Source organism: Flavobacterium xizangense, from assembly GCF_054075145.1.
Genome location: NZ_JBSIPG010000001.1, coordinates 651,740 through 675,435, shown reverse-complemented (window position 1 = coordinate 675,435; position 23,696 = coordinate 651,740). Strand labels below are relative to the sequence as shown.

At 34.1% G+C, this 23,696-nt stretch carries 24 protein-coding genes; all 24 read left to right on the top strand.

Features of this window, described 5'->3' with window-relative positions; translation table 11 throughout:
- Window positions 1–2 precede the first annotated feature (2 nt).
- Window positions 3–467 carry an ABC transporter permease gene (locus ACWA1B_RS02860; protein ID WP_456904381.1) on the top strand — a complete coding sequence of 155 codons (465 nt, stop codon included), beginning with the start codon at window positions 3–5 and terminating at the stop codon, window positions 465–467.
- Between the two features lie 25 nt (window positions 468–492).
- Entirely contained in the window at window positions 493–897 is a 405-nt protein-coding gene (locus ACWA1B_RS02855) for a flexirubin biosynthesis protein DarG (protein ID WP_456904380.1), read from the top strand.
- Window positions 897–1,895, top strand: coding sequence for a BtrH-related acyltransferase DarH (locus tag ACWA1B_RS02850; protein WP_456904379.1), 999 nt, complete (start codon window positions 897–899; stop codon window positions 1,893–1,895). The genes ACWA1B_RS02855 and ACWA1B_RS02850 overlap by 1 nt, the downstream gene beginning before the upstream one ends.
- Window positions 1,896–1,902: 7 nt before the next feature.
- Complete coding sequence (locus ACWA1B_RS02845; protein WP_456904378.1) at window positions 1,903–2,655, top strand: ABC transporter ATP-binding protein; 753 nt, start codon at window positions 1,903–1,905, stop codon at window positions 2,653–2,655.
- Complete coding sequence (locus ACWA1B_RS02840) at window positions 2,645–3,928, top strand: ABC transporter permease (RefSeq protein ID WP_456904377.1); 1,284 nt, start codon at window positions 2,645–2,647, stop codon at window positions 3,926–3,928. The genes ACWA1B_RS02845 and ACWA1B_RS02840 overlap by 11 nt, the downstream gene beginning before the upstream one ends.
- Window positions 3,903–4,352 (top strand): acyl-CoA thioesterase, encoded by a 450-nt coding sequence (locus ACWA1B_RS02835; protein ID WP_456904376.1) that lies wholly within the window; start codon window positions 3,903–3,905, stop codon window positions 4,350–4,352. The genes ACWA1B_RS02840 and ACWA1B_RS02835 overlap by 26 nt, the downstream gene beginning before the upstream one ends.
- A 301-nt stretch (window positions 4,353–4,653) precedes the next feature.
- Complete coding sequence (locus ACWA1B_RS02830; protein WP_456904375.1) at window positions 4,654–5,802, top strand: beta-ketoacyl synthase N-terminal-like domain-containing protein; 1,149 nt, start codon at window positions 4,654–4,656, stop codon at window positions 5,800–5,802.
- A gap of 31 nt (window positions 5,803–5,833) precedes the next feature.
- A complete protein-coding gene (locus ACWA1B_RS02825; RefSeq protein ID WP_456904374.1) occupies window positions 5,834–6,316 on the top strand; it encodes a hypothetical protein in 483 nt (160 codons plus the stop codon).
- Between the two features lies 1 nt (window position 6,317).
- Window positions 6,318–6,935, top strand: a complete 618-nt coding sequence (locus ACWA1B_RS02820) for a 3-oxoacyl-ACP synthase (RefSeq protein ID WP_456904373.1) — start codon at window positions 6,318–6,320, stop codon at window positions 6,933–6,935.
- Window positions 6,936–6,937: 2 nt separating this feature from the next.
- Window positions 6,938–7,195 (top strand): phosphopantetheine-binding protein, encoded by a 258-nt coding sequence (locus ACWA1B_RS02815; RefSeq protein ID WP_456904372.1) that lies wholly within the window; start codon window positions 6,938–6,940, stop codon window positions 7,193–7,195.
- An 85-nt stretch (window positions 7,196–7,280) separates the two neighbouring features.
- Window positions 7,281–8,480: a beta-ketoacyl-[acyl-carrier-protein] synthase family protein gene (locus tag ACWA1B_RS02810; protein WP_456904371.1), complete on the top strand. Its 1,200-nt coding sequence runs from the start codon at window positions 7,281–7,283 to the stop codon at window positions 8,478–8,480.
- A complete protein-coding gene (locus tag ACWA1B_RS02805) occupies window positions 8,480–9,544 on the top strand; it encodes a beta-ketoacyl synthase N-terminal-like domain-containing protein (protein WP_456904370.1) in 1,065 nt (354 codons plus the stop codon). Before ACWA1B_RS02810 ends, ACWA1B_RS02805 begins: the two co-directional genes overlap by 1 nt.
- A gap of 56 nt (window positions 9,545–9,600) precedes the next feature.
- Entirely contained in the window at window positions 9,601–10,317 is a 717-nt protein-coding gene (locus tag ACWA1B_RS02800) for a polysaccharide deacetylase family protein (RefSeq protein WP_456904369.1), read from the top strand.
- A complete protein-coding gene (locus ACWA1B_RS02795) occupies window positions 10,307–10,939 on the top strand; it encodes a flexirubin biosynthesis/transport protein LolA2 (RefSeq protein WP_456904368.1) in 633 nt (210 codons plus the stop codon). The genes ACWA1B_RS02800 and ACWA1B_RS02795 overlap by 11 nt, the downstream gene beginning before the upstream one ends.
- Entirely contained in the window at window positions 10,905–11,540 is a 636-nt protein-coding gene (locus ACWA1B_RS02790) for a flexirubin biosynthesis protein LolB2 (protein WP_456904367.1), read from the top strand. The genes ACWA1B_RS02795 and ACWA1B_RS02790 overlap by 35 nt, the downstream gene beginning before the upstream one ends.
- Window positions 11,541–11,560: 20 nt before the next feature.
- The gene (locus ACWA1B_RS02785) at window positions 11,561–12,166 is read left to right on the top strand and encodes a porin family protein (protein ID WP_456904366.1); all 606 of its coding nucleotides are present in this window, start codon (window positions 11,561–11,563) and stop codon (window positions 12,164–12,166) included.
- Between the two features lie 3 nt (window positions 12,167–12,169).
- On the top strand, window positions 12,170–12,541 hold the full coding sequence (locus tag ACWA1B_RS02780) for a 3-hydroxyacyl-ACP dehydratase (RefSeq protein WP_456904365.1): 372 nt from the start codon (window positions 12,170–12,172) through the stop codon (window positions 12,539–12,541).
- A gap of 2 nt (window positions 12,542–12,543) precedes the next feature.
- A complete protein-coding gene (locus tag ACWA1B_RS02775) occupies window positions 12,544–13,029 on the top strand; it encodes a hypothetical protein (RefSeq protein WP_456904364.1) in 486 nt (161 codons plus the stop codon).
- 18 nt (window positions 13,030–13,047) lie between these two features.
- Entirely contained in the window at window positions 13,048–14,226 is a 1,179-nt protein-coding gene (locus tag ACWA1B_RS02770) for a DUF2062 domain-containing protein (RefSeq protein WP_456904363.1), read from the top strand.
- A 164-nt stretch (window positions 14,227–14,390) separates the two neighbouring features.
- Window positions 14,391–18,071 carry a 1-acyl-sn-glycerol-3-phosphate acyltransferase gene (locus tag ACWA1B_RS02765; protein WP_456904362.1) on the top strand — a complete coding sequence of 1,227 codons (3,681 nt, stop codon included), beginning with the start codon at window positions 14,391–14,393 and terminating at the stop codon, window positions 18,069–18,071.
- A gap of 1 nt (window position 18,072) precedes the next feature.
- Complete coding sequence (locus ACWA1B_RS02760; RefSeq protein ID WP_456904361.1) at window positions 18,073–19,587, top strand: phytoene desaturase family protein; 1,515 nt, start codon at window positions 18,073–18,075, stop codon at window positions 19,585–19,587.
- Between the two features lie 7 nt (window positions 19,588–19,594).
- Window positions 19,595–21,262, top strand: coding sequence for a C45 family autoproteolytic acyltransferase/hydolase (locus ACWA1B_RS02755; protein WP_456904360.1), 1,668 nt, complete (start codon window positions 19,595–19,597; stop codon window positions 21,260–21,262).
- Entirely contained in the window at window positions 21,259–22,548 is a 1,290-nt protein-coding gene (locus ACWA1B_RS02750) for a flexirubin biosynthesis putative acyl-CoA ligase FlxY (protein WP_456904359.1), read from the top strand. The genes ACWA1B_RS02755 and ACWA1B_RS02750 overlap by 4 nt, the downstream gene beginning before the upstream one ends.
- 148 nt (window positions 22,549–22,696) lie before the next feature.
- The gene (gene dusB, locus ACWA1B_RS02745; protein ID WP_035646589.1) at window positions 22,697–23,689 is read left to right on the top strand and encodes a tRNA dihydrouridine synthase DusB; all 993 of its coding nucleotides are present in this window, start codon (window positions 22,697–22,699) and stop codon (window positions 23,687–23,689) included.
- Window positions 23,690–23,696: the final 7 nt, after the last annotated feature.

Here is a 23,696-nt window from a genome sequence, read left to right as displayed (position 1 = left end):
CTATGAAAGTTGGAATCGACATACAAAATTATTTACCGCACCGAGCACCGATGCTCATGGTTGATTTGATTTTGGAAATTGATGCCACTTCAGTTGAAACCGAATTTTTAATTAAAGAAGACAATATTTTTGTTGATAATGGCATTTTAATAGAAGCCGGTTTAATCGAAAATACAGCGCAAACCTGTTCCTCAATTGTTGGGAAAAAATACTTTTTTGAAGAAGACGGAACCGAAAATGAAAACATAAATGTTATTGGTTTTATCAGCGCTTTAAAAAATCTAAAAATACATGCATTGCCAAAAGTTGGCGATGTCATAACGACCAAAGCAACTTTGGTTTCCAAATTTGTTGGCGACGATTATACTTTATGCACGATGAGTTGCGAAAGTTTATTCGAAGAAAAAATACTTTTAGAATGCGAAATTAATTTGTTTATTCAAAAGACAATTTCGATAACAACATAATGCTAAATCGAAAATAAATCCCGTCATGGAAAAAGAAAATGTACCGCAGCACGATGGAAATTTAAGCAAAAAAAATCTCAAAGAATTGGTTTATGCTACTGACGAAAACGGTAATTACACAACCGCTTTGAGCACCGGCTGGGAACCAAAAGCCATTGCACTTTCAAACGCAATCGACGATATAAAAGAACGTGCCGAAGAAGCCAGAATCAAAGTTCAAAGCGGAGAATTGAGTCCGATTTGTTATTTTATGGAACTCAACAAAATGGATCTTTCAATTCTTGCTGGATATGTGGAAATGTGGAAATGGCGCGTGAAAAGACATTTTAAACCTGCCGTTTTTGCAAAACTAAACGACAGAACTTTACAAAAATATGCCGACGCTTTTGATATTTCGATAGCCGAATTAAAAAACTTTAAAACAGATTAATGCAAGTTTCTTTTACACATCATCAATCTGCTCATTGTGAAAACGGAGTAGCTTCAAACCTCTTAAAAAACAGCGGACTCAACATCAGTGAACCGATGGTTTTCGGAATTGGTTCCGGGCTTTTATTTGTGTATTTGCCTTTTTTAAAAGTAAATCATGCGCCGGCAATCAGCTATAGAACTATGCCTGGGCATATTTTTAATAAAGTCGCAAACCGTTTAAATCTTAAAATTAAAAGACAAAAATTTTCTTCGGTTGCCAATGCAAACAAAGCTTTAGAAGAAAATTTGAAAAATAATATCCCAACCGGACTGCAAGTTGGCGTTTATCATTTGAGCTATTTTCCTGATGAATATCGCTTTCATTTCAATGCCCATAATTTAGTTGTTTACGGCAAAACCGAAACCGATTATTTGATTAGCGATCCGGTGATGGAAACTGTTACGACTTTGACTCACGATGAAATGGATAAAGTCCGTTTTGCCAAAGGTGCTTTTGCCCCACGCGGACAAATGTATTACCCGATTCAGATTCCGAGTGAAGTTGATTTCAAAAGTGCGATCATTAAAGGAATCAAAGATACGTGTCGAACTATGCTGGCACCAATGCCAATTGTAGGTGTCCGTGGAATTAGATTTGTTTCCCGCCGAATCAGAAAATGGCCTGCTAAACACGGTGTCAGAAAAGCAAATCATTATCTGGCACAAATGGTACGTATGCAGGAAGAAATTGGAACCGGAGGTGGTGGTTTCCGATTTATTTACGCGGCTTTTTTACAGGAAGCTTCGGTTATTTTAGGAAATGAAGAATTAAAAAATCTTTCGAAAGAAATGACACAAATTGGCGATTCATGGCGCGATTTTGCCGTTGAAGCTTCCAGAATTTACAAAAATAGAAGTGCCAAAGAAGATGCCTATAACGCCATTGCCGATGAACTTCTGGACATCGCGAATCGTGAAGAAATCTTTTTCAAAAAACTAAAAAAAGCAATCAGCTAGTTATATTTTGAATTCCATTATAAAAATAGAATCTCTTTCGAAAAAGTACAAAGATGCGAATCAGTTTTCTTTGAACGATGTTTCGCTGGATATAAATGAAGGTCAGATTTTTGGATTATTAGGTCCAAATGGTGCCGGAAAAACCACTTTAATTTCAATGCTCTGCGGATTGATAAAACCCACTTCGGGACATTTTTCAATTGATGATTTAGATTATCAGCATCATTCATCCAAAATCAAAAAAATCATTGGCGTTGTACCTCAGGAATATGCGTTATATCCGACTTTAACAGCGAGAGAAAATCTGCATTATTTTGGAAGTATGTACGGTTTGAAAGGTTACGATTTAAAAGATAAAGTCATCGAAACTTTAGATCTTTTAGGTTTATTAAAATTCGCTGATAAACAAATTCATACTTTTTCTGGCGGAATGAAACGCCGTGTGAATTTGATTGCCGGAATTCTGCACAACCCGAAAGTTTTGTTTTTGGATGAACCAACTGTTGGTGTTGATGTGCAGTCGAAAAATGCCATTATCGATTATCTTAAAGTTTTAAATCAAAACGGAACTACGATTATTTATACCTCACATCATTTGGCGGAAGCCGAAGATTTCTGCACGAATATTGCCATTTTAGACCGAGGCAAAATTTATGCAAAAGGAACACCAAAAACCCTAATTGATTCGACAGAAAATGCTCGAAATCTCGAAGACGTTTTTATTTCATTAACCGGTAAAGACTTGCGAGATGCTATATAAAATTTGGATGTCGATAGTAAAAGAATTCTTGTTACTGAAACGAGATTTAGGCGGATTGATTATTTTATTTATCATGCCTTTGGTTTTGGTCATCACGGTTACCATCATCCAGGACAGTACTTTTAAAACCGTAAGCGATAACAAAATTCAGATTTTATTGGTTGACAATGATAAAGGTTCTGTGTCGAAAACCGTTTTTGATAATCTTCAAAAGAATAATTTATTCAGCGTTGTAACACAGCTCGACAATAAAACAATTACCGAAGAAGTTGCCAGAGAAAATGTGTACAAAGGAAAGTTTCAATTGGCGATCATAATTCCAAAAAACTTAAGCGCAGATTTGCAAGCCAAAGTTGATCAGAATGTAGAAAACATTGTAAGCAAAATGGGTTTTACGGACAGTGTTTCAAAACCTGAAAAACAAAAAATTATAACTCAAAAAGAAGTCAAATTATATTTTGATCCGGCGGTTCAGCTGAGTTTCAAAAATTCGGTAATGAGTTCGATTGACAAAATGATTTCCCAAATCGAAACTAAGTCCATTTATACTACTTTTCAAAATCAGTTGGGAGAAGAAAATGTGAAATTCGATCAAAAAAATTTTATTACTTTCAAAGAAATAATTCCGAAAATTAACAATAAAGAAGTCTTACCTAATTCGGTACAGCACAACGTTCCGGCGTGGACGCTTTTTGCGATATTTTTTATTGTGATTCCGTTGTCTATTAATATTGTAAAAGAAAAATCGCAAGGAACTTTTGTTCGTTTATTGACTAATCCCGTTTCGAATTTAGTTGTGATTATTGGCAAAACCATTACGTATTCTATCATCTGTATGATTCAATTTTATATGATGGTTGCTGTTGCGATTTTCCTATTTCCTCATATTGGTCTGCCTCCGTTAAATATCGAAGGTCATTTGTTTTTAATGAGTGTTGTCGCTTTATTTTCAGGTTTCGCAGCAATTGGTTTCGGAATTTTATTGGGAACTGTTGCAAGCACGCAGGAACAATCGGCGCCGTTTGGTGCGACAAGCGTAATTATTCTGGCCGCAATTGGAGGTGTTTGGGTTCCGGTTTTTGTAATGCCCAAAATGATGCAGATTATTGCCAAATCTTCACCTATGAATTGGGGATTAGAAGCCTTTTATGATGTTTTATTGCGCAACGTTTCTTTCATCGAAATCATTCCAAAAATAAGTTTGCTATTTTTGTTCTTTATAATCACAACTTCGATCGCCTTATTTTATGACAAAAAGAAAAGAACAGTATAACGAAGCCTCAGACTTAACCGTTTCGCACGAAATCAGAATTCGTTTTAACGAAACTGATCCGCTTGGAATTGTTTGGCATGGCCATTATATTACCTATTTTGAAGACGGTCGTGAGGCCTTTGGACGTCAACACGGACTTACATATTTGGACATTGCAAAAACGGGTTACACTACTCCAATTGTAAAATCAAAATGCGAACATAAATTGTCTTTGCGTTACGGCGATGTTGTAACAATCGAAACCACAGTTGTCGATACTCCGGCCGCGAAAATAATTTACCGTTTCAAAATTATCGACGCTCAAGGCGAAGTTGCCTGCACGGGCGAAACTGTTCAGGTTTTTTTAGATAAAGAAGGGAATTTAATGCTGACAAATCCGCCTTTTTATGAGGAATGGAAAAGGAAGATTGGGTTGTTGAAATAAAGTTTTTTCGCCACTCCTGATAGCTATCGGGGTCACGAATTAGCACGAATTAAAAAATAAATAATCTGCGTAAAAAAATTTAAACACATAGAAACATAGATTTTACAGATATTGAAAGAGAATAAAACAAATCTAGATTTGCACACATAGCTATGTTTATTTAAACAAATGAAATGCCTTTTTTAGAAAACAAAAACTATGATTCTATGTGTTTAAAAAATAAGCCAACGTTTATAAATAAAAAATCCGTTTTATCCGCGTCATCTGCGTACCATAAAATCGCAAAGAAATAAATCATAAAATGTTAAAAGAAATATACATCACGCAAACAAATTGTATCACGCCTTTAGGTTTTGATGTTGAATCGAACATCGAAGCGATTTTGCGTGGCGATTCAGGAATTCAACTTCATAGCAATATTTCCTTGATGCCCAATTCATTTTATGCTGCCATTATTTCTGATGAAAAAATAAACAGCGCTTTTGCAAAAATCAGCGCTGAAACAAAATATTCCCGTTTAGAGAAAATGATGATTCTGGCTTTGGAACCCATTATCAAAAATTCGGGAGTTGAATTGAATTCGAAAACCGCTTTTATACTTTCAACAACAAAAGGAAATGTTACGGCTTTAAAAGAGAATTCAGAAGAGAATTTTAATAACGCACATTTAGATGTTTTGGCAAAAAATATTGCCAATTTCTTCGGATTTAAAACTCGGCCAATTGTAGTTTCAAATGCCTGCGTTTCTGGAATTTTAGCTGTTTCTGTTGCCAAAAGAATGATTCAATCCGAACTTTACGATAACATTTTTGTTGTAGCCGGCGACGAAGTTTCCGAATTTGTTTTATCTGGTTTTAATGCTTTTCAGGCAATGAGCGAATTGCCTTGTAAACCGTATTCTAAAAACAGAACCGGAGTAAGTTTGGGCGAAGCAACTTCAGCAGTTTTAGTATCGGCGGAAGCCAAAAACGCCAAAATAAAAGTAATTGGAGACAGTTCGATAAACGATGCGAATCATATTTCCGGACCTTCAAGAACAGGCGAAGGTTTGTTCAGAAGTATTCAGAATGCTTTGAAAGAAGCAAAAATTGAAGCCCATAAATTAGATTATATTTCTGCTCACGGAACCGCAACTCCGTTCAACGACGAAATGGAAGCGATTGCGTTTAGCCGTTTAGGTTTACAAAATGTTCCTGTCAATAGTTTAAAAGGATTTTACGGTCATACGTTAGGCGCTTCGGGATTATTGGAAACGGTAATTGCAATTGAATCAGCGAATAAAAATATGCTTTTTGAATCGAAAGGTTTTGATGAAATTGGAGTTAGTGAAACTGTAAATGTTATTGAGAAAAATGAAGAGGCAAATATTGCGTATTTTTTGAAAACGGCTTCTGGATTTGGAGGTTGTAATACGGCGGTTGTTTTTGAAAAGATAAAATCCAACTTGTAAATTTTCCTTACAAGTTCAAAATTTAAATATCATGAATTTAGATCAATCACTATTTAAGAAAGCTTTAAAAATTCAAGGTTTTGATTTCAAAAATGATGTAGTAAAAGTAACGGATAAAATTATTGAATTTCTTGAAAGCTTAAATGTATCTAAAGATTTATTAACCTTTTTTAAAACATTTTCTTTTAGAGAAGAAATTGATTTTGGTAGTATTTACTTTAATTGTGTAAACAGAATTAGAATAGAAAATCTTAAAGAAGGGAATAAAGAAATCTATAAAAAAGATTTACTTATAATTGGTTCAGGTACAAACGGCGATCCAATTGTTGTAAATACTAAAACACTGAATGTTGGATATATCTTTCATGACATTCTTTGGGAAGAAGAAAATATTGAAGATTTAGATAAAGTTTACATTGATCTAAAAATGAGTATTGGAACTTTCTTTTATAAATCGGCAACAGAAGAAGATTTTCCTATTGATGCTTATCAGGCAGAAGATTATATAAAATAAAATGACTAAAACCAAAACCTGCATACAATCCTACATCACCATTCAAAACAACGAAATTGTTTTGAACGGAACTTCCGTATTCAAAACTGAACCAACCGATTTTGCTGATTTCTCCAAACAAGCCTATCGTAATTTTGAAATACAATATCCAAAGTTTTTCAAAATGGATGCTTTGAGCAAACTGGCTTTTTTAGGATCGGAGTTGCTTTTGAGTCCGATTGTTTCTGCTGAAGAAGAAAATAATATCGCTTTGGTTTTGGCCAATAAGTCATCGAGTTTAGATACCGATGTAAAATATCAGGAATCGATTTCTGATAAAGAAAACTATTATCCGAGTCCGGCGGTTTTTGTTTATACGCTGCCAAATATTTGTTTGGGCGAAATAAGTATCCGTCATCAGCTGAAAAGTGAAAATTCTTTTTTTATATTTGATGCTTTCAATTCTGAATTTTTGTTGAATTATTCTGAGATTTTATTAAACACAAATAAAGCAGATTCAGTTCTGTGTGGTTGGGTAGAATTTTACAATGACAATTATAAAGCGTTTCTTTGCATCTTTAGTAAAGAAGAAAACGAAAAATATACAAACGAAAATATCAATACATTATACAATAAATAATCATGGAAGCATTAAAAGAAGAATTAAAAAATAAAATCATTACGACTTTAAACCTGGAAGATATCACTATCGAAGACATTGCTGATAACGATCCTTTGTTTGGAGACGGTTTAGGTTTAGACTCGATTGATGCACTTGAATTAATCGTGATTTTAGATAAAGATTACGGAATTAAACTGGTTGACCCGAAAGAAGGAAAATCAATTTTCCAGTCTATCGAAACTATGGCAGCGTATATTAGCGCGAACAGAACTAAATAGACTTGCTTAGACAAGAATAAAATTCAAAAAATCTAAGAAGTCTAAGTCAGTCTGAAAATCTAAGAAGTCTAAAATAAAGTCTAAAATGGCAAAAGGTGTCGCAATAACCGGAATGGGAATTATCTCTTCGATTGGAAATTCAGTCGAAGAAAATTATATTTCCCTAATCGAAAATAAAATTGGTATTTCCAGAATTGAAAATATTCCGACGGTTCATGCTGATATAATCAAAGTTGGTGAAATCAAAAAAACCAATGAAGAATTAATTTCCGAATTACAGCTTTCAGAAAATAATAACTTTTCGAGAACGGCGATGATTGGTGCTTTGGCAGCCAAACAAGCTGTTGAAAATGCTGGAATTACTTCTATAAACGAATTCAGGACGGGACTTATTTCGGCTACAAGTGTGGGCGGAATGGACATGACGGAAAAACATTATTTCGATTATTTCGAAAAACCGGAATTGGTCAAATACATAACTTGTCATGACGGCGGCGATGTGGCTGAAAAAATTGCTTCTGAACTAGGTTTAAAAGGAATGGTTACGACAATCAGTACGGCTTGTTCCTCGGCGGCAAATTCAATCATGTTAGGCACACGACTAATTAAATCTGGAAAACTGGATCGCGTAATTGTTGGGGGAACTGATGCTTTGGCAAAATTCACCATCAACGGATTCAAGACTTTAATGATTTTATCTGACGATTATAACAAACCATTTGATAATAATCGAAAAGGGCTAAATCTTGGTGAAGCGGCTGCTTTTTTAGTTTTAGAATCAGATGAAATTGTTGCCAAACAAAACAAAAAAGTCCTAGCAAGAGTTTCTGGTTATGGAAATGCAAATGATGCTTTTCACCAAACTGCTTCTTCAGAAAACGGCGACGGCGCTTATTTGGCCATGAAAAAAGCCTTTGAAGTTTCGGGTTTAAAACCTTCTGAAATTGATTATATCAACGTTCACGGAACCGCAACACCAAACAATGATTTATCTGAAGGAAGAGCATTATTGCGAATTTATAAAGATGAAAAAGTGCCGGATTTCAGTTCTACAAAACCTTTTACAGGACACACTTTAGCGGCGGCGGCGGCAATTGAAGCCGTTTATTCTGTTTTGGCAATTCAGAATAGTGTGGTTTATCCAAATTTGAATTTTGAAGTGCCAATGGAAGAATTTGAATTGAAACCTCAAAAAACTTTAAAAATGAAAAATATCGAACACGTTTTATCCAATTCTTTTGGTTTTGGCGGAAATTGTTCAACCCTTATATTTTCTAAAAGCTAATGACAAAAAAGACATATATAAATGGAGTAGGCTGTATTTCGACTCAAAAAACATTTGATACTGTTTTTTTAGAAGACGCTGTTTACAATCAAAATGAAACGGTTCTTTCAATCGTTCCTCCGGTTTACAAAGATTATATTTCTCCTACGATGATAAGAAGAATGGCAAAAGGAGTGAAAAACGGAATTGTAGCTTCGGCTTTGGCAATGAAAGATGCTAATGTAGAAAATGTCGATGCCATCATTACCGGAACGGGTTTAGGTTGTATTGAAGATTCTGAAAAATTCCTGAAAAACATTCTCGATAATAACGAAGAATTTTTAACACCAACTTCTTTTATTCAATCGACTCATAATACTGTTGGTGCACAAATCGCACTTTCTTTACAATGTAAAGGTTATAATTTTACGTATGTAAATGGCGCGGTTTCCTTTGAATCGGCACTTTTGGATGCCAAAATGCAAATTGAAGAAAACGAAGCCAATTCAATTTTAGTTGGCGGAGTTGATGAAACCGGCGATTATACGATGTCACTTTTTAAATTGGCGGGAAGAATTAAAAAAGAAAATGATCTTCATTCTGAGTTTTTAAATTCAAATTCCAGTGGCGTTATTTATGGTGAAGGTGCCAGTTTTTTTATTTTGGAAAATGAAAGAAAAGCGAATACTTATGCTGAAATTCTTGATGTCGAAATTGTAAATACTTTAGAAAAAAATGAAGTAGAAACTGCTTTAATTTCTTTTCTAAAAGTAAATAATTTACAAATTTCAGATCTTGACGCCGTTGTTTTAGGTTTTGACGGAAACGCAGATTCTGATTTCTATTATAAGAATCTTTCTGAAAATACTTTCGCAGAAACGCCTCAACTGTATTACAAACATTTGAGCGGAGAATATGATACGGCTTCGGCATTTGCTTTGTGGATGGCATCAAAAATTATAAAAACTCAAGAAATTCCGGAAATTATAAAAGTAAATTCGGTTTCAAAACCTGCCTATAATACCATTTTATTGTATAATCAAGTAAATGGAAAAAATCATAGTTTTATGTTGCTTTCAAAATGATAACGCATAAAAACATATCTGTTTTTTTTATCTTTTTATTGCTCGTATTATTTCTTTTGAACTTTTATACAGCAATTAATTTTTGGTGGTTTCTTTTGATTGTTTTGATTTGGACGGGAATAAATGCTTTTGGTTCTGCCCGAATTTCTTCTAATTATCATGTAAAAGCTTTCTGCAATAATCAATCGGAAACAGAAAAAAAAATTGCCTTAACTTTTGATGACGGCCCGAGTGAATTTACTTTGGAAGTTTTAGAATTGCTGAAAAAAAACAATGCCAAAGCGACTTTTTTCTGTATTGGAAAAAATATTGAAAAGCATCCGGAAATCCTCCAAAAAATTATTTCAAAAGGTCACTTGGTTGGAAATCATTCTTATTCACATTCTAAGTTTTTTGATTTTTATAATGCTAAAAAAATAACCGAAGAACTTCAGAAAACAGATAAATTGTTGGAAAAATTCACATCCAAAAAAATAAACTTTTTTCGTCCGCCTTATGGGGTTACCACTCCTTCAATTCGCAGGGCTTTAAAAGTTACCGGACACAAAGTTATTGGCTGGAATATTCGTTCGCTTGACGGCGGAACAAAAAATACGGAATTGATTTTAAGCCGAATTAAAAAACGACTTTATCCCGGCGGAATTGTACTTTTGCATGATACTGCTCCGCACTCCGTTTTGGTATTGGAACAGTTTTTGCAATTTTTACAGCAAAACAATTATGAAGTGGTTTCTGTTGAAGAATTACTGAATCTTAAAGCTTATGAAAACTAGATTATATATTTTCCTTTTCCTGAATATTTTCAGCATTTCCATTTTTGCTCAAGAACAAAAAATGACTGATGCTGAAATTGCCACTTTCAAACAAGAGGTAAATGTGGTTTCCAAAAAAATCAAAACTTTAAGTACTGATTTTGTTCAGTACAAACATTTGGATTTTCTTTCGAAAGATATTGAAACTTCTGGAAAAATGATTTTTAAAGAACCGGCGTTATTATCTTGGCAGTACAAAAAACCATATAATTACAGCATTGTTTTCAAGAACGGAAAAATCCTGATTAACGACGAAGGAAAGAAAAGTGCGGTTGATATTGGGAACAGTAAAATTTTTGCTCGCATCAACAAATTGATTATCGGAAGTGTGAGCGGCAATATGTTTGATGACAAAGAATTTACGATTTCGTATTTTAAATTGAAAGGTCAGAACTTAGCGAAATTTGTTCCGAAAGATGCAACTTTGAAAAAATACATTAAACAAATCGAGCTGACTTTCGACAAGGAAGAAGCAACAGTTGTTCAGGTAAAATTATTAGAATCATCTGAAGATTATACCCGAATTGTACTTAAAAATAAAGTGATCAATGCAAAAATCGACGATTCAGTTTTTACTAATTAATTGTTTTCTGGCCATTTTTTTAGTTTCCTGTGGCTCGGTCACAAAAAATTATACGCCTAAAAAATTAGAAAAAACAGCTATTGAAGTTCCCTATTTTGCTGATGCAAATGCTGATTATGTTTATAAAACAAACATCACCGTTTATGGTCATGAATTGTCCGGAATTTTTATTGCCAAGAAAGTAAATGACACAACGCATCGAGTAGTTTTTACAACCGAATTTGGAAACAAATTATTAGATTTTGAAATTGCTGAAAAGACTTTTAAAGTCAATTCGATAGTTTCTGAATTGGATCGAAAAATCCTAATTAATACATTAACTGAAGATTTCAGAATTCTTCTTAAAAAAGATTTTCTGATTCAGGAACAGTTTGAAAATGTAGATTTTAACATTTATAAATCAGCGGATGGCGCTCGTGACAATTATCTTTTCTTTTCAAAAAAAGACCAAAAATTAGAAAAAGTAGTACGTTCTTCTAAAACAAAAGATAAAATAACAATTACTTTTACTTTAGAAAACGATAATTTTGCTAAAAAAGTCGTCATTTTACATCAGAATATCAAGTTGAAAATTGAACTGAATTATTTTAAATCAGAGTAAAAATATAAACGAATCCAACTATGAAAAAAATAACCTTATTTGCATTTGTACTATTTATTGGTGTTGCTTCAATGCAAGCACAAGTATCAGTAAATCCAGGTATTAGAGGTGGTTTAAACCTTACAAGTTTAACCAATATTGATAACAACAGTATGAAAGCTGATTATTATATTGGAGGATTAGTGGCAATAAAATTCAATAGGTATTTTACACTTCAGCCTGAAATCACATATTCAAGACAAGGTGCCGAAGGAAGAGAATATTATAACGGATCAAATGCTTTTCAGGATGCAAAATATGAGTTGAATTATGTAACGCTTGGGGCTGTTGCAAAATTTAACTTTGGAGGAAAAGGTTTTCATGTATTGGCAGGACCATCACTTGACTTGAAGACAAGTGACAATTTTGGGCGTTACGGATATGATCCAATTGGTACCGATTTCGCATTTGTTGGCGGTATTGGCTATACATTACCAAACGGATTGACTTTTGAAGCAAGATTTAAACAAGGTTTAATCGATATTTACGGTTATGACGGTATTGATTATGATGACTATTATTATGATCAAATTATTTTAAATCAGGTATTGCAGTTTGGTATTAGTTATACTTTTAAAGTAAAATAAAAAATGGTTTTAAAAGATTTTTACAAAATACTTTCGGAAGAAAAAATATCAGATACTAAATATACGATTACGATTTTGGTCAATGAAAAGCATGAAGTTTTTAAAGGTCATTTTCCTGGAAACCCAATTATGCCGGGTGTTTGTATGATACAAATTATTAAAGAATTGACAGAGAAAATTACTGAGGAAACTTTAATGATTCAAACACTTGCCAATGTAAAATTTATGGCACTCATTAATCCGGAAGTTAACCCCGAGTTACGCTTAGAGCTTGACATTACAACAACCGAAGATAATTTGGTTAAAGTAAAAAACACAACTTATTTTAATGACACAGTTGCCTTGAAATTAAGCAATGTGTACAAAAAAATGTAATTATGAAACTGCTATTGACATTGCTTTTATGGGTAAATTTTGTGGGCACTCCAGATTTGGCGTCCATAAGAAAAATGTACACAACTGTTACTAAATCGGAAAGTAATGCAAAAGAATTTTCAGAAAAACTAGCTGACATTTCTGAAGAAGGTAATAAAACTTTAGTTGCTTACAAAGCAGCTTCTATTCTTTTGGATTCTAATTTTAAAAAGAAATTAAAAGATAAAATTGACCGTTTTAAAGAAGGTGCAAAATTGCTTGAATCAACTATAAAAAGCGAGCCTAATAATATCGAAATCAGAATGATTCGCTTGAGCATTCAGGAAAATGTTCCAGGAATTACGGGGTATAAAAAGAATATAAAAGAAGACAAAAAATATCTAACCGAGCACTATGCTGATCAAAGCGGTGCTTTAAAAGAATATCTAAAAGACTTTATTTTACAATCAAAAAGTTTTTCTGAAAAGGAGAAACAATTTGTGAAGTAAGCGAAAGCATCATTTTCCATGGAACCTAATTTACATCAGCACGATTTATTAAATACCACTTCTTTTTGTGTTATTGTCCCAACGTACAATAATCAGAAAACGCTAAAAAAAGTGCTGGATTCTATTTTAGATTTCACTACAAATATTATTATTGTCAACGACGGTTCTACAGATTCTACTTCTGAAATTTTAAAACAATATTCCGAGCTTACGCAAATTCATCATCCTAAAAATATAGGAAAAGGTCGTGCGCTAAGAAATGGTTTCAGAAAAGCAATCGAGATGAAATTTGAATACGCCATCACAATCGATTCTGACGGGCAGCATTTTGCATCTGACATTCCGAGTTTTATTTCAGCAATTCAAAAAGAACCAAATGCACTTTTGATTGGAAGCCGAAATATGACGCAGGAAAATGTTCCGAAGAAAAGCAGTTTCGGAAACAAATTTTCAAATTTTTGGTTTAAGTTCGAAACCGGAATCAAACTTGATGATACACAATCTGGCTTCAGATTATATCCGCTGCAATTACTTCCGAAACAGTTTTATACCAATAAATTTGAGTTTGAAATTGAAGTTATTGTGCGTGCGGCGTGGAAAGGAATTGTGGTAAAAAACATTCCGATTCAGGTTTTGTACGATCCCGCAGAACGCGTTTCGCATTTTCGTCCGTTTCGTGATTTTACCCGAATTAGTATTTTAAATACGGTTTTGGTTACGAATGCTTTGTTGTATATCAAACCGAGAGATTTTTTTAGAAGAGCAAAAAAAAAAGGATTTAAAAAATTCTTTCTTGAAGATATTCTAGAAAGCAACGATTCTAATTTCAAAAAATCGGCCGCAATCGCGCTGGGCATTTTTATTGGGTTTTCGCCTTTTTGGGGTTTTCAAACCATTTTACTTTTTACTTTTGCTGCCATTTTCAGGCTAAACAAAGTCATTGCTTATTTGACTTCAAATGTGAGTTTCCCGCCTTTTATTCCTTTTATTATTTACGCTTCGCTTCAAGTTGGAAGCATTTTTGTGTCGAGTGACGCTCCTTTAGTTTTAGACAGTTCGATTACGGTCGACGATATTCAAAAAAATGCTACACAATATATCGTAGGAAGTCTTATTTTAGCATCCGTTTCCGCGCTATCAGTTGGTCTAATAAGTTATTTGCTTTTAACGACTTTTAGCAAGAAACATAATAAATAAATTTTTGCTACAGATTTAAAGGATTAAAATGATTTTAACATCCAGTTTGTCAGGCTGAGCGAAGTTGAAGCCCACGTCCAATTGGAACGCCCTTCGACTTCGCTCAGGGTGACAAACTAAAGCTAATCTTTTAATCTGTGGCAAAAAAATATAAAAAAATAACCATGCATCAATACTTTTACGCCATTCATTTATTTGTTAACCGAAGAAAATCGCTCTCGGTTTTATTGGCTTTTTTGATGCTTTTTATTTTCGGTTTTTTTGCTTCTCAAATCAAATTTGAAGAAGATATTACCAAATTAATTCCCGCCAATGACAAAGCCGACGTCACAGCAAAAGTCTTAAAACAGTTAAATTTTGCCGATAAAATTACTGTCATTTTCAAACTCGAAAAAAACGGTTCTGCAGAAGATTTAAAAGAAATGGCAACTGCTTTTTCAGACAGTGTTTCAAAATCCTGTAAACCTTATGTCACCGGAATTCAGGGAAAAATTGACGAAGAAAATATTCAGGAAACCATCGATTTTGTTTACAATAATCTCCCGCTTTTTCTGGAAAATAAAGATTATGCGGCGATTCAAAATAAATTGAAAAAAGACAGTATTGCAGCAACCGTTCAGGGAAATTACAAATCGATTATTTCTCCTTCGGGATTTATTACCAAAGATTTTATTCTGCAAGATCCGCTTGGGATTTCGTTTATTGCCTTAAAAAAATTACAGCAATTAAATATTGGTGACGATTTTACGCTCGACAATGGTTTTGTTATGACGAAAGACAAAAAGAAACTTTTGCTTTTTATAACTTCAAATCTTCCGTCAAGCGAAACCGAAAAAAATACCGTTTTTGCTGCAAAGCTAAAATCAATTCAGGAAAATTTAAATCAGAAATACAAAGGCAAAACTTCGATCAGTTATTTTGGTTCGGCTTTAATTGCTGTTGCCAATGCCAATCAAATCAAAAGTGATATTGTCTTGACGACATCAATTGCGATGTTTACGTTAATGCTGATTCTGATTTTATTCTACCGAAAAATATTGATTCCGCTGATTATTTTTCTTCCAACGGTTTTCGGAGCATTATTCGCCGTTGCGTTTTTATATTTTGTGAAAGAACAGATTTCAGCAATTTCTCTCGGAATTGGTTCCATTTTACTCGGAATTACGATTGATTATTCGATTCACATTCTCACACATTACAAACACAACAGCGATGTGAAAACGTTGTACAAAGACATTACAATGCCTGTAATCATGAGCAGTTCGACTACAGCGGTTGCGTTTTTATGTCTTCTTTTTGTAAAATCTGATGCCTTAAATGATCTCGGAATTTTCGCTGCAGTTATTGTGATGGCGTCTGCATTTTTCTCGCTTTTGATTGTTCCGCATTTGTATAAACCAAAAGAAAATCCGGCAGAACACAAGAAAAATGTCATTGATAAAATGGCGCATTTTTCATTTCACAACAATAAATTCCTAATTGGATTTTGCGTTTTAATTACGATTATTTGCTGTTTTACTTATAATAATGTTGGTTTCAATAACGATTTATCGCAATTAAATTTTGTTCCGAAAGAAATCAAAGCAGCTGAAAAACAACTCGAAGAAAGCACGAGCTTAACTTCAAAAACCATTTATGTGGCTTCGTACGGAAAAAGCATGGACGAAGTTTTGCAAACCAACAGCAAACTTTTTACTGATTTATCCAAAGAAAAACAGCAAAACAAAATTCTTAATTTCAGTTCTGTTGGCGGAATTATGCTTTCGCATAAAGAACAAATTCAGAAAATTGAAAAATGGAATTTGTTTTGGGACACCAATAAAAAACAACTTTTACAATCGCAGTTAATTTCCGAAGGTTCAAAACTCGGCTTTAAGCCAACTACTTATTCCGCTTTTTTTGATCATTTGAATTTTGATTTCAAACCAATTTCTTCTAATGATTATTTGAAAATTCAGGCGCTTCAATTAAAAGAATTTGTAACCGAAAAAAATGGTTTTTACACGATTTCGACTTTAGTAAAAGTTTCGCCAGAACAGCGCGATGCATTTGTAAAATCGGCTTCAGCCAAAAATAATTTAATTGCCATCGACCGCCAGCAAATGAACGAAACGTTTTTCAGCACTTTGAAAACCGATTTTAATTCGCTTGTCAATTATTCCTTTGTGGCTGTGATTTTAATTCTGTTTTTCTTTTTCCGAAGAATCGAATTAGTCATTGTAAGCTGTATTCCAATTGCGTTGACCGGAATTGTAACAGCCGGAATTATGGGCATTTTTGGCATTCAAATGAATATTTTCAGCATGATTGTCTGCACCTTGATTTTTGGTCATGGTGTCGATTTTAGTATTTTCATGACAAGCGCGCTTCAAAAAGAATATACAACCGGAAAGAACGAAATAGCAATTTACAGAACCTCTATAATTCTGGCGGTCATTACAACAATTTTAGGAATTGGCGCCATGATTTTTGCCAAACATCCGGCATTGACTTCAATTTCATCGGTTTCTTTGATTGGGGTTTTTGCAGCGCTGATTATCACCTTTATCTTCTACCCGATTCTTTTTAAACTTTTTATATCGAATCGTTCAAAAAATGGAAATCCACCATTTCATTTACGAACTTTTATCCACGGAATTATTTCGTTTACTTATTATGGTTTGGGTGGAATTGTAATGTCGATTTTCAGTTTTACGCTAATGCCAATTTTGCCATTGAGTGCAAAAACGAAAATGAAAGCTTTTCGATATGTGGTTTCAAAATTCATGAAATCGGTATTGTATTCGAATCCGTTTATCCGAAAAAAAATCGTTAATGATTTCAATGAAAATTTCGAAAAACCAGCCATAATAATTGCCAATCATTCTTCATTTCTAGACATTTTATCTGTCGGAATGCTGAGCCCAAAAATTATTTTTCTGGTAAGCGACTGGGTTTACAACTCGCCTATTTTTGGCGGCGTCGTTAGAAAAGCTGGATTTTATCCTGTTTCAGAAGGTTTGGAAAACGGTGTTGAACATTTGCGTAAGAAAGTTGAGGAAGGTTACTCTTTGATGGTTTTTCCGGAAGGAACACGCTCAGAAAATAATGTTGTAAAACGATTCCATAAAGGTGCATTTTTTCTTGCTGAACAATTCAATCTGGATATAATTCCTGTCGTTATTCATGGGGCTTCTGAATTAATTCCGAAAGGCGATTTTGTTATTCATAACGGAAAATTAACGGTTACGATTTTAGAAAGAATTACGCCGGAAAATATTTCATTCGGAAAAAATTATGCCGAACGAACGAAACAAATCAGTACTTTCTTTAAAGCAGAATATCGTAAAATTCGTCAGGAATTAGAACACGCTGATTATTTTAAAGCAATGCTGCTTCACAGTTACGATTACAAAGAAATTGAAGTTGTAAACAGCATCAAAAAAGATTTGAAAAATCATCTTGAAACTTATTTTCTTCTTGGAAAACAATTATCGGCGAAAGCCAAAATATTGCATTTAGCAAATGATTACGGGCAATTAGACGTTTTATTGACATTGCAGGAACCGCAGCGAAAAATTCATTCGTACATTGTTGATGAAGAAAAACGCGACGTTGCCAAAACTAATTATATCGTTAATAAGAGAAAAATATCGTATCTCGAAAATTTAGAAACGCTGTCTGAAAATAATTATGATGCGCTTTTAATTTCAGATGAAAATTCAGAAAATGAAATTCAGAAATTAATAGTTCTCACGTCGTGCATAATTTTAATGGATTGTCCGGGTTTAAAAAACACTATGCTTAAATTTGGTTTTGATTGTGTTTTAGAAGAAAACGAACTTATTATTTTTAAGAAAAAATAAAATGAAAGAGCATTACGATGTAGTTATCGTCGGCAGCGGTTTGGGTGGCTTGGTGGCTTCCATAATTCTGGCTAAGGAAGGCTACAGTGTTTGTGTGCTCGAAAAAAACAATCAGTACGGTGGAAATCTTCAAACTTTTGTTCGCGATAAAACGATTTTTGATACCGGAATTCATTATATTGGAGGTTTAGGCGAAGGCCAAAATCTGCATCAATATTTTAAATATCTGGGAATTATCGATAAATTAAATCTGAAGCAATTAGATCAAAATGCTTTCGATATTATTTCTTTTGAAGATGATAAAACCGAATATCCGCATGCGCAGGGATATGAAAATTTTGTTGCGCAACTGACAAAATATTTCCCGGAAGAAAAAACAAATATTGAGAATTACTGCCAAAATTTACAAACCATTTGTGACTCTTTTCCGCTCTATAATTTAGAATGGGAAGGAAAATATGATCCCGAAATTTTAACGCTCAACGCGAAAGAAACTATCGATTCGTTTACTGAAAATGAAAAGCTGAAAGCCGTTTTGGCTGGTTCTAATTTTCTATACGCAGGCATTCCGGATAAATCGCCTTTTTACGTTCATGCCTTAATTGTGAATTCTTATATTCAAAGTTCGTGGCGCTGTATCAACGGCGGAAGCCAGATTACAAAACAGCTTTTAAAACAATTAAAAAAATACGGTGGTGAATTTTACAAACACAAAGAAGTTACGCGTTTTCATGTCGAAAACCATAAAGTGAATTCGGTTGAAATGAAAGATGGAACTCAAGTTTCCGGAACTTATTTTATTTCGAATATCGAACCCAAAACGACTTTGAAAATGGCCGGTGAACAAAACTTCAGAAAACCATTTTTCAACCGAATTCAAAGTCTTGAAGGTGTACTTTCTGCTTTCAGTTTGTATCTGGTTTTTAAACCGGAAACTTTCAAATACATCAACCATAATTATTATCATTTTAAAAACAGCAACGAAGTCTGGACGGCACACGAATACGACGAAAATTCCTGGCCAAAAACCTATATGGCTTCTATGAACGCTTCTAAAGAAGAGGAAATCTGGGCTGACGGAATGACTTTTATAACCTACATGAAATTTGACGATGTTTTGCCTTGGGCCGAAACATTCAATACAACTGCAGAAAAAAACGACCGTGGCGAAAGTTATGAAGAATTCAAAGCCCGAAAAGCAGCTAAATTTTTGAATGAAATCGAAATAAAATTTCCTGGAATCAGAGATTGTATTAAATCGATTCACACTTCAAGTCCACTTTCCTATCGCGATTATATTGGCGGTGATAACGGAAATATGTATGGTTATGTGAAAGATTCTAATAATCCAATGAAAACACTTATTCCGTCAAAAACCAAAATAGATAATTTATATCTTACCGGTCAAAGCATCAATATGCATGGCGTTTTGGGCGTGACAATTGGCGCTGTTGTGACTTGTTCCGAAATCTTGGGAAAAGAATATTTGATTACCAAAATTAATCAGGCAGAATAATTGAATTATGAAAAACCGAATCATATATCTTTTCTGCGTTGGTTTTTTAGGAATTCTGGTTTCTTGCGGCACGGCAAAATCAAAAAATCATCAGCCTGATATTTCAAAATTTAATACCACAAAACCTGTTGTTACTAAACTTTCTGATAGCATTTTTATAGCTGGAAATAATTCGCTTTTAAAAAACAAACAAGGACTCTGGGAATTATATGTTGAAGGCGATCCATTAGAAATTGGGCTCAATACCGGCGCTTTGTCTGATTCACTTTTGCAAAAACAACAGCAAATATTTTTCTCTAAAATAAAAGATTTAGTTCCGTCGAAATTCGAACAGAAGATGTTGCGCCATTTCTTAAAATGGTACAATCGGAAATTATATGCCAATGTTCCCGAAGAATATCAAACGGAAATTTTCGGTATTTCGAAATATACTTCGCATGAATTTGACAACATCGCACCACAATATCAGCGCAGTTTGTACTTACATGCGGCGCACGATATTGGCCACGCGTTGCAGGATTTGGCTTTGGTTGGCTGTTCGTCATTTGCTGCCTGGGGCGAAAAATCGGAAAATGGAAATTTAATTCTCGGACGAAATTTTGATTTTTATGTAAATGACGCTTTCGCGGAAAATAAAATCATTGCGTTTATAAAACCCCAACAAGGACATAATTTTATGATGGTTTCTTGGCCTGGAATGATCGGCGCAGTTTCTGGCATGAATCAGCAAGGTTTGACGGTTACGATAAATGCGGCAAAATCAGAAATCCCACTGACTGCAAAAACACCCATTTCAATTTTAACTCGCGAAATTTTACAGCACGCACAAAATATTGACGAAGCAATTGCCATTGCAAAAAAACGATCGGTTTTTGTTTCTGAATCCATTATGGTTGGAAGTGCTCAGGATAATAAAGCGGTTTTAATTGAAGTTTCTCCAAAAAAAATGGACGTGTATGAAGTTCCAAACAGCAATCAGTTAATTTGTTCGAATCATTTTCAGAGTGACGCTTTTAAAAATGAAAAACGAAATTTAGGTCAAATTGCAGACAGTCATTCGGAATATCGCTTTGAAAGAATGGAGGAACTTCTTTCTGAAAACAAAAAAATAAATCCAGAAATTGCTTCTGAAATTCTTAGAAACAAAAATGGTTTGAATGATATTCCGCTTGGTTTTGGCAATGAAAAAGCGCTGAATCAATTATTGGCGCATCACGGAATTATTTTTAAACCGAAAGAAAAATTGGTTTGGGTTTCGGCAAATCCGTTTCAATTGGGTGAATTTGTTTGTTACAATCTGGATTCGATTTTTAACGGAAAAAAAACAAATACCACAATTTCTTTTGAGCAGGAAAATCTAAATATTGCCAAAGATCCTTTTATAAAAACCGAAGCTTTTCAGAACTTTAAAAAGTTTAAAGCCGAAAATCACCAAATGGATTTGTATCTGAAAAATAAAGAAACAATCTCGGCCGAATTTATTCAGCATTATCAATCGCTAAACCCTGATTATTGGGTTGTATATTACAAAGCAGGGTTGTACTTTTATCAAAAAAAACAATTTCGCGCTGCTCAAATTAATTTTGAAAAGGCACTCACGAAAGAAATTACGACCGCTCCTGAAAAAGCAAAAATTGAAAAATATTTAAAAAAACTCAAAAGAAAACTACAATGATTCCAGCAATAGAAAAAAATTCTTTAGACGAAATTAAAGTTTTTCAGGAACAAAAATTAATCGAACTTTTAGCTTACATCAGCGAGAATTCTCCTTTTTACAAAAGACTTTTTGCCGGACAAAATATTGATATTTCGAAAGTAAAAACTTTAGAAGATTTACAGTTTTTGCCTGTTACTACAAAAGAAGATTTACAACAATATAATGATGATTTTTTGTGTGTTCCGCAACATAAAATCATTGATTATGCCTCGACCTCAGGAACTTTGGGTGATCCTGTAACTTTTGGTTTAACTGATTCTGACTTAGACCGATTGGCTTATAATGAAGCAATTTCTTTCGCCTGCGCTGGAATTGCTGAAGGCGATGTCGTGCAATTAATGACGACAATTGATAGAAAATTTATGGCCGGATTGGCTTATTTTCTTGGTTTGCGACAATTGAAAGTTGGCGTGATCCGTGTTGGTGCCGGAATTCCCGAAATGCAATGGGATTCGATTTTAAAATACAATCCGAGTTATTTGATTACGGTTCCTTCTTTCCTTTTGAAATTAATCGAATACGCCGAAATGCACGGAATCGATTATAATAATTCGAGCATAAAAGGTGCCATCTGTATTGGAGAATCTTTGAGAGAACAGGATTTTTCAATGAATATTTTATCCAAAAAAATTACGGACAAATGGAATATTAAGCTGTTTTCGACTTATGCTTCAACCGAAATGAGCACGGCTTTTACAGAATGTGAACATGGAAAAGGCGGTCATCATCATCCGGAATTGATTATTGTTGAAGTGCTAGACGAAAATAATATTCCGGTGAAAAATGGCGAAACCGGCGAGCTAACCTTCACCACTTTAGGAATTGAAGCGATGCCATTATTGCGTTTTAAAACTGGAGATATTGTGCAGCTTCACGACGGACCTTGCGCTTGCGGACGAAATACATTACGTGTTGGTCCAGTTGTTGGCCGTAAAAAACAAATGATCAAATATAAAGGTACAACACTTTATCCACCAGCGATGAATGATGTTTTGAGCAGTTTTGATACTATCGAAAATCATTTAATCGAAATCTCCACAAACGATTTAGGCACAGATGAAATTCTGATTAAAATTGCCGCTAAAAACCAAACACCAGAGTTTTTACAAGAAATAAAAGATCATTTCAGAGCCAAATTAAGAGTAACTCCAAAAATAGAATTCGTTTCAAAAGAAGTTTTGAATCCTTTGGTTTTTAATCCAATGAGTAGAAAACCAATTCGGTTTTTCGACTACAGGTCTTAATATAGAGACAAAGTAACAAAGGGACAAAGGTTCAAAGGCTGTTAATCAGCACTATAAAAAAACTTTGTCCCTTTGTTACTTTGAGCCTTTGTCACTCGAATTGCAGAAATTCGACTAAAATGTTGTAATTTTGCAAAAAATTATGAAGATGGTCAAGATTGGCAACATAGAATTACCCGAATTTCCTTTACTACTTGCTCCGATGGAAGATGTGAGCGATCCGCCGTTTCGCAGATTATGCAAAACGCATGGTGCTGACATGATGTATTCTGAATTTATTTCATCTGAGGGATTGATTCGTGATGCTATAAAAAGTCGAATGAAGTTGGATATTTTTGATTACGAACGTCCGGTTGGAATTCAGATTTTTGGTGGTGATGAAGAAGCGATGGAAATGTCCTCTAAAATTGTTTCTACAGTAAAACCAGATTTAGTGGATATTAACTTTGGATGTCCAGTAAAAAAAGTAGTTTGCCGTGGTGCCGGTGCAGGAGTTCTAAAAGATGTTGATTTGATGGTTCGTTTGACCAAAGCGGTTATCAAAGGAACTGATTTACCCGTTACGGTGAAAACGCGTTTAGGTTGGGACGACAATTCTATTAATATTGATGAAGTGGCTGAAAGACTTCAAGATATTGGAGTTCAGGCTTTGACAATTCACGCCAGAACCCGCGCACAAATGTATAAAGGTCATTCAGACTGGTCGCATATTGCACGCGTAAAAAACAACCCGAGAATTACAATGCCTATTTTTGGAAATGGCGATATCGACAGTCCAGAAAAAGCATTAAAATATAAAAATGAATACGGGATTGACGGCATCATGATAGGTCGGGCTGCTATAGGTTATCCGTGGATTTTTAACGAAATCAAGCATTATTTCAAAACTGGTGAACACTTACCTGCTCCAACGGTTATTGATCGTGTTGAAGCTGCCAGAAATCATTTGCAATGGTCAATGGATTGGAAAGGCGAACGTTTAGGAATTGTAGAAATGCGTCGTCATTACACGAACTATTTCAAAGGAATTCATTCTTTCAAAGAATTCAAACAAAAATTAGTTACAACTGATGCACCTGAAGATTTATTCGCCATTATGAAAGAAATTGAACAGGTTTATGCAGGATATGAATTTGTTTAAAAACTAT